The 6,471-nt window shown below is 59.3% G+C and carries 7 protein-coding genes; 3 read left to right on the forward strand and 4 right to left on the reverse strand.

Going from position 1 to position 6,471, the window contains the following annotated elements:
- Positions 1 to 115: 115 nt before the first annotated feature.
- Entirely contained in the window at positions 116 to 562 is a 447-nt protein-coding gene (locus JFN90_RS16075) for a Fur family transcriptional regulator (protein ID WP_199396141.1), read from the reverse strand.
- A gap of 274 nt (positions 563 to 836) precedes the next feature.
- The gene (locus JFN90_RS16080) at positions 837 to 1,286 is read right to left on the reverse strand and encodes a DNA-processing protein DprA (protein WP_199396142.1); all 450 of its coding nucleotides are present in this window, start codon (positions 1,284 to 1,286) and stop codon (positions 837 to 839) included.
- A gap of 375 nt (positions 1,287 to 1,661) precedes the next feature.
- On the opposite strand from JFN90_RS16080, the gene JFN90_RS16085 reads away from it, so the two are divergent.
- Both JFN90_RS16085 and JFN90_RS16090 read left to right on the forward strand, forming a co-directional pair.
- Positions 1,662 to 2,108, forward strand: coding sequence for an Hsp20/alpha crystallin family protein (locus JFN90_RS16085; RefSeq protein ID WP_199396143.1), 447 nt, complete (start codon positions 1,662 to 1,664; stop codon positions 2,106 to 2,108).
- Between the two features lie 30 nt (positions 2,109 to 2,138).
- Positions 2,139 to 2,537, forward strand: a complete 399-nt coding sequence (locus JFN90_RS16090; protein WP_199396144.1) for an Hsp20/alpha crystallin family protein — start codon at positions 2,139 to 2,141, stop codon at positions 2,535 to 2,537.
- 80 nt (positions 2,538 to 2,617) lie between these two features.
- Here the strand turns inward: JFN90_RS16090 and JFN90_RS16095 are convergent, their stop codons facing one another.
- The gene (locus tag JFN90_RS16095) at positions 2,618 to 3,616 is read right to left on the reverse strand and encodes a YhdH/YhfP family quinone oxidoreductase (RefSeq protein ID WP_199396145.1); all 999 of its coding nucleotides are present in this window, start codon (positions 3,614 to 3,616) and stop codon (positions 2,618 to 2,620) included.
- Positions 3,617 to 3,794: 178 nt separating this feature from the next.
- Here JFN90_RS16095 and JFN90_RS16100 point away from each other — a divergent pair, with 178 nt between their 5' ends.
- Positions 3,795 to 4,241 (forward strand): ferritin-like domain-containing protein, encoded by a 447-nt coding sequence (locus JFN90_RS16100; RefSeq protein WP_199396146.1) that lies wholly within the window; start codon positions 3,795 to 3,797, stop codon positions 4,239 to 4,241.
- Between the two features lie 269 nt (positions 4,242 to 4,510).
- On the opposite strand, the gene JFN90_RS16105 is transcribed toward JFN90_RS16100, so the two are convergent.
- Entirely contained in the window at positions 4,511 to 5,794 is a 1,284-nt protein-coding gene (locus JFN90_RS16105) for a diguanylate cyclase (protein ID WP_199396147.1), read from the reverse strand.
- Positions 5,795 to 6,471 lie beyond the last annotated feature (677 nt).

The raw sequence follows: 6,471 nt of genomic DNA on the forward strand, positions 1-6,471 counted from the left end.
AAAACCAATTTCATTCATTGGGGAAAAAAAACAATTCTCCCTTTAAGTCGCAGCACCCCGTGATGACACAGTGGCGCTACCCCTTCTGCCAATAAGAAAGCCTGCAAGCGTAAGGTCAGCCCTGCCGCTCCTGGCAGTTGCCGCAGATCCCGCGCAACTCAATCTTCAGCGACTGAACCGTGAAGCCCAGGTTGCGCGCCAGTTCGGCCTGGTGCCGTGCTATGGTGCTGTTCTCGAACTCGGTGACTGTGCCACAGTCGTTGCAGACCAGGTAGTCGCGCCGCTTGCCTCCGGCCACTTCGTAGCGGGTAAGCCCGTCGCCGAGGTTAACTTCGCGGGCGATGCCGGCGGCGGCGAAAAGCCGCAAGGCACGATACACGGTGGCGTGGCCGATATTTGAATGCCTGCCGCGCAGCAACAGGTACAGTTCGTCGATATGGGTGGAGCGATCAAGGCCCAGGAACGCATCGAGAATCAAGCTGCGTTGCAGGGTGGCCTTGAGCCCTTTCTTGGAGAGAAAAAGGTGAAACTGCTCTTTCACCTTCTGCTTCGTCTGGTTCACACACGCCTCGGTGGTACCGGAGGGACCCCTCCTGACATTCAAATACAATGATATTCACTTTCAAGCCATCAGTTAAAAAAATCCACTGGCAGAAGCGCATGACACCGTGAGTGAAGCTACGCTGCCGCATCCGACGTAAGCCTGCGAGTAACAACAGTATGGTGCGGCTATGTGGATGTGGTTGGGGGTTGGTTTTGAAAGTTGTTTTCGTTTATAGAGGAGAGGGCCTACATTGTCAATATTTTTATCTTTAGAATTTTCCTATCCAATCGCTTTACAGCAGAACGAGTTTGTCCAGGTAGTCCGAGCAGAGCCGCTCCAGGCTCCCTCCAGGCGATGCATGGGCTATGACAATGCTGTCAGCCAGGTCGATCATCATCTTGTTGCGTTGATAGCATTTCGATTCGCAGGGATGGCTCACGCTCTTGGCATAGCGGGAAATTACCAGCAGGCGCCCGGCCGCCAGGTGCCGCTCCCAGGCCGGATCCAACCGGTTCAGCCCTTGGGCCAGGGCGATGATGATGGGCTGGCTTCCCTGCAGCAACCTGCAAAGCACCTCTTTCTCGATGGGCGAGTGGTAGCCGGAAATGACGCAGTTGCCGGCCGCACGCTGCGTGTCCGCCCAGCGGTACGCCTTTTCCGCCGCCTCATGGGGAAACCTGCGGGAACACAGGAAAGCCACTTTGCGCAGGTCGAGCAAGTCCTCGTTGCCGATCAAATGCATTCGTCACCCCCTAGCCATGATGGCAAAGTATATCCTCTCACTTCCATCCGGCCATCTGCATGGTACACTTCTGCCGCCATTAGCTGACGCCACCCCCCCCATGCAACGGCTGGCGAACCAGGCCACACCCGACGACAAGGTTCCCGAAGGTGGGCTGGTCGGCAAGAGCCTCGACTTCATCAAGAACAGGTCCTCCTGACATCGCTGCAGGGCGCAGTGCCGGCTGGCGCCCCCCGCGCCGCCAGCCGGCAGATTCTCGCCCCACGTCGCAACCCACCGTAACATTCCTCTTTTCCCCCTACCCCCCCCTTGACAGCGCCAAAACGATGCTTATCTTACCCTCAGAAATTGACTCAACGAAAGGAGGTACATGACATGGCAAGTTGGGATGTTTTCAGAGAGCTGGACAACCTGAGAAGAGAGATCGACGAAGCCTTCCGCGGTGCTGGTGTAAGCCGCCCCCTTGGTCCGACGTTCCTCTCGCCGGTGACCACGCGTCGCTTCCCGATGGTCAACTTCAGCGAGGATGAAGGGAGCGTGTACGTGGAGGCCCTGATTCCCGGGGTGGACCCGAAAGACGTAGACCTGTCGGTCCTCAGGAACACCCTGACCATCAGTGGCGAGCGCAAGCCCTTCGCCGAGATGAAAGGAATCGTGCATCGTACCGAGCTCGGCTCCGGGAAATTCAGCCGCACCCTCGAGCTTCCGGTCGACATCGACGCCAACAGGATCACCGCACAGTGCAAGGACGGCATCATGACCATAACCATGGCCAAGGCGGAACACGCCAAGCCGAAACGGATCGAAATCAAGCTTTCCTAAGCCGAAATATTGTGAGAGGAGGTCATCGATATGGCACCCAACAGCTTGACCGAAAGAAACGACGCCATGAACGTCCAGCCCCGTGAAGAGACGAGGTCGAACGAGAGGTTTATCCGCCCGGCAGTGAACATCATCGAGACCGAGGAAGGTCTTTTCGTGACCGCCGACCTCCCTGGCGCAGCCAAAGAGAGCATCGACGTCAACGTGGAGAAAGGAGTGCTCACCATCAACGCTCCCGCCTCCCACAGCATGGCCGGCACGCCGGTCTACCGGGAGTTCGAACTGGGGAGCTACTTCCGGCAGTTCACCATCCCGGAAACCCTCGACCACAGCAAGGCCAAGGCCGATTTTGCCAACGGGATACTCACCCTGCGCATACCCAAGGCCGAGATTGCCAAGCCGCGCCGCATCGAGGTGCAGGTGGGGTGAGGACCTCGCACGGAAGCTGAATGAAGAAAGGCCAGTCCCGCGACGGGACTGGCCTTTGTTATTCCGGGTGTCCGGGGTCCTCACAGTTGCACCAGCACCCTCCCCCTGATCCCCCCTTGCAGGATGCGGCCGATCTTCTCCTCCAGCCCCTCCAGCGTTACCTCGGTCGCCATCTGGTCCAGAAGTGCCGGGCGCCATGGCCCCGCCAGCCGCTGCCATACGTCCTGCCGGGTGGCGCTCGGGCAGCGCGAGGACTCTATGCCGACCAGGGTGACCGCGCGCAGGATGAAGGGATGAACGTTGACCGGGAGCTCCGCGGAACCGACCAGGCCGCAGCAGGTGACGGTCCCGCCGTAGCGCGTCGATTTGAGCACCGCGGAGAGCGTCTCCCCGCCGACCACGTCCACCGCCCCCGCCCAGCGCTCCTTCATCAGGGGCCGCTCCCCTCCCGCGGTCACCTCCTCCCGGGAAATCACCTCGGCCGCCCCCATCTCCGCCAGGAACGGTACATCCCCCAACTTTCCTGTGGCGGCGACCACACGGTAGCCCGCCTTGGCCAGGATACTGACCGCCAGGGTCCCGACGCCGCCGGTTGCGCCGGTGACCAGGATGTCGCCGCTTTCCGGCCTCACCCCCGCCCACTCCAGCTTCAATACCGACAGCCCGGCGGTGAAACCGGCGGTGCCGAGGATCATGCTCTCACGCAGAGAGAGCCCGGCGGGGAGCGGTATCGCCCATTGCGAGGGGACCCGGATGTACTCCCCCCACCCTCCGTCGGTTTCCATGCCGAGGTCGTGCCCGGTAACCACCACCGCGTCGCCGGGCGCGAAGCTGCCGTCGCTGCAGGAAACCACCTCCCCCGCGGCGTCGATGCCCGGCGTATGCGGAAACTGCCTGGTGACGCCCGGATGCCCGGTGGCGGAAAGGGCGTCCTTGTAATTGAGCGAGGAATAGCGCACCCGCACTAAAAGCTCCCCCTCACCCAGATCGTTTAGGTCGCGCTCTTTAAGGCTCCTGGTGAAGGTCTGGTCAGCCCCCTTCTCCACTACCAGCGCTTTGAACCTGTTCCTGGTTTCCATATCTTGCTCCGTGTCATTCTCACAGTGATGAAGCGACACAAGGATCATAACGTCTGAAAAAGAGAGGTCAAGCACGGCGAACCAGGGTTATCGGAGCGGGTTGCCATCAAACGGGCAGCGGCTACAATGTATGCCTGCGTTTAAAATTAAATTTCACACATAATAATAGGAGATGGATATGGAAAAGACGGAGATGATCGACAAGCTGAATGACCTGATCCAGTTGGACGTCGATGCGGTGGAGGCCTACCAGCAGGTAATCAAGCACATCAGTTACGCCGACATCGAAAAAAGGATGTGCGGGTTCCAGGAAGACCACCGGGCCCACATCACCAACCTCACTGCCATTGTGCAGCAGATGGGGGGGAGACCGGTCAAGCCCACGCCGGACCTGAAGGGGGTCTTGATAGAGGGATTCACCGCGCTGATGAGCCTGACCGGCGCCAAGCAGGCCCTGGAGGCGATGAAGAGCAACGAGAAACTGACCAACCGCAAGTACCAGGAAGCGGTCGCCCAGGCGTTTCCCGAAGAGGTGATGGAGGTCCTGCGCACCAACCTCTCCCAGGAGCAACGCCACCTCTCCTACATCGAGGAGATCCTTTCCACCCCGCGTCGGGTCCTCTGATCCCGGGTCGCCACCCACTGCACGCTAAAGGGCCGCAACCTCAGCAAGGTTGCGGCCCTTTCCTTTCCGGTATTCCGAATGCACGTGACCATGAAGCGGCGCAGCAGCCCTAGCGTCCCCACTTCCCGAAAATCAGAGAATGGACGGGGAGTAGGGGGTGTCCCCTTGAGAAAATGAGACGAGGCCCTTGCGTCCCCCCCTTTTGCGAAGGGGGGACAGGGGGGATTTGTAGTTTGCTGGCGCTTCCGAGATCTCGCTTCCCCCCACCTTCAACTGGCCGCCTGAGGGTACACCTGGCGGGGGCTCCGGTCCGAGTCCCGGTTCGAAGCAACCACGTTGTTGCGCCCTTTCAGTTTGGCCCGGTACAACGCCTGGTCCGCAGCCTCGACCAGTTGCTGCCTGCCGGCATCGAGATCGGGAATCATGGCGGCGACACCTGCGCTTATCGTTACCACCCCGGCCACGGCGGAGTCGCAGTGCGGGATCTGGAGCGCCTGCACCGCCTTACGGCAGGCCTTGGCGATGGTCGCGGCATCGGCGAGCCCGACGCCGGAAAGAAGCAGCACGAACTCCTCCCCGCCGTAGCGCGCCGCGGTATCCCCCGGCCTCCTGGCAAAACGTCCCAGTTCTTGCGCGACGAGTTTCAGGCAGTTGTCGCCCGCCTGGTGCCCGTAGTTGTCGTTGAAGTTCTTGAAGAAGTCGATGTCGAGGAAGATGAGCGCGACTGGCCTCTCCGAGCGAACCGCACGCTGCCACTCCTGGTCGAGCATCACCTCGAAATGGCGGCGATTGCCCAGACCGGTCAGCGGGTCGGAGATGGAGAGCCGGCGCAATTCGAGGGTGGCTTTCTGGAGCTGCCTGTTTTCGTGCTCGAGCAGGTTGGTGTTCAGGAAGTCGCGGCGCAGGTAGTTTTCCATCAGTGAGTTGGAAAAGGCCCCGATGATGATGGTGGCGATGATGCTGAAGGTGTTCTGGATCAGGATGGTGAGGTCGGTGTGGTTGATGAACATTGCCACCGCCTCGTACGCCAGCGTGGTCACCACCGCCCAGCATACCGCGTAACGCAGCCGCAGGCTCACGAAGGTGAACGCCCCCATGATGAGAAGCAGCAGACCGGAGTAGTAGTAATTCTTGGTGGGGGTGGGGTCGTAATAGACCATGGACACGATGCCGAGACTTCCCACCAGCATGACCAGCGAGACGACCGGTTGCATGAAGCGCCTGAGATGGGGGAAATAGGTGAAGGCAAGGCCGGCGATCACCGTGGGGCAGACCACTGCGTAACGTATGAACCACATGTGGGCCCGGTCCGCCGGCGGGAGCAGGCTGTCCACCAGCCCGAAAACGGCGTAGAGGATGAGGCCCGTCAACAGGGCGACACGGACGTGCTTCAGCGTCTTTTCCCGGTAATACTCGTTGAAGGCGGACTCCAGCGGCTCCGGAAACCGGACGGACTTCAGTCCCCCTTCCCCCAAAGTCTCCCTGGCCTTTTGCACCATCTCCATCTCAGGCCCCGGGGTGATCACCTTCACATTTATGTCCAAGTTGTGCATATCTCACTCATAGGCGCCATGGCGCATGCTACCGGGAGTTATTCAAACTGACATAAAGCACGGTAGACATTATACCAGCCTTCATGAATGCACAACTAAATATACCCTCTAATCTCGTGAGTTCAGTCACAAAAAATTCAAAAAGTTAGATACAAATAAATAATCGACCTTTATGCGCGGCATGAATCACTGGTCAACCGGTTTCTCGAAGGATGATGGTGGTCCCCGCGCCAGGCATCACCTGTTTCAACCTGAGGCGATATTCGAGTCATCGAAGGGGGAAAGGGGGAGCTATGACAAGGAAAGGGAACTGGGCAACTGGAATTGGAAAGCCGTGCGCCAACTTTTGGGTCTTCCGGTCCAGGAGCGGCCCTTAGGCGAGGGGCGACCTCCCCTCCTGGCCGTTTCGAAATCCCGGACCCTGCACGTGACGACCTGCAGGGTCGGTATAAAATTGTGATGCGCACGTGCAAACTTGAAACGTGCCCGTGCAAGTTTGCAACGTGCTCGTACAAAGTTCCAACGTGCCCATACAAGTTTGCAACGTGCTCGTACAAATTTGCAACGTGCGCATACAAATTTGCAACGTGCGCATACAAATTTGCAACGTGCCCGTACAAGTTTGCAACGTGCCCGTACAAGTTTGCAACGTGCCCGTACAAGTTTGCAACGTGCCC

Source organism: Geomonas propionica (assembly GCF_016458235.1).
Classification (GTDB): domain Bacteria; phylum Desulfobacterota; class Desulfuromonadia; order Geobacterales; family Geobacteraceae; genus Geomonas; species Geomonas propionica.

Bases quoted from the DNA above. Each gene is read 5' to 3' on its own strand.
- JFN90_RS16095 (WP_199396145.1), bottom strand. From the start codon at position 3,616: ATGGAAACCAGGAACAGGTTCAAAGCGCTGGTAGTGGAGAAGGGGGCT.
- JFN90_RS16105 (WP_199396147.1), bottom strand. From the start codon at position 5,794: ATGCACAACTTGGACATAAATGTGAAGGTGATCACCCCGGGGCCTGAG.
- JFN90_RS16090 (WP_199396144.1), top strand. From the start codon at position 2,139: ATGGCACCCAACAGCTTGACCGAAAGAAACGACGCCATGAACGTCCAG.
- JFN90_RS16100 (WP_199396146.1), top strand. From the start codon at position 3,795: ATGGAAAAGACGGAGATGATCGACAAGCTGAATGACCTGATCCAGTTG.
- JFN90_RS16085 (WP_199396143.1), top strand. From the start codon at position 1,662: ATGGCAAGTTGGGATGTTTTCAGAGAGCTGGACAACCTGAGAAGAGAG.
- JFN90_RS16080 (WP_199396142.1), bottom strand. From the start codon at position 1,286: ATGCATTTGATCGGCAACGAGGACTTGCTCGACCTGCGCAAAGTGGCT.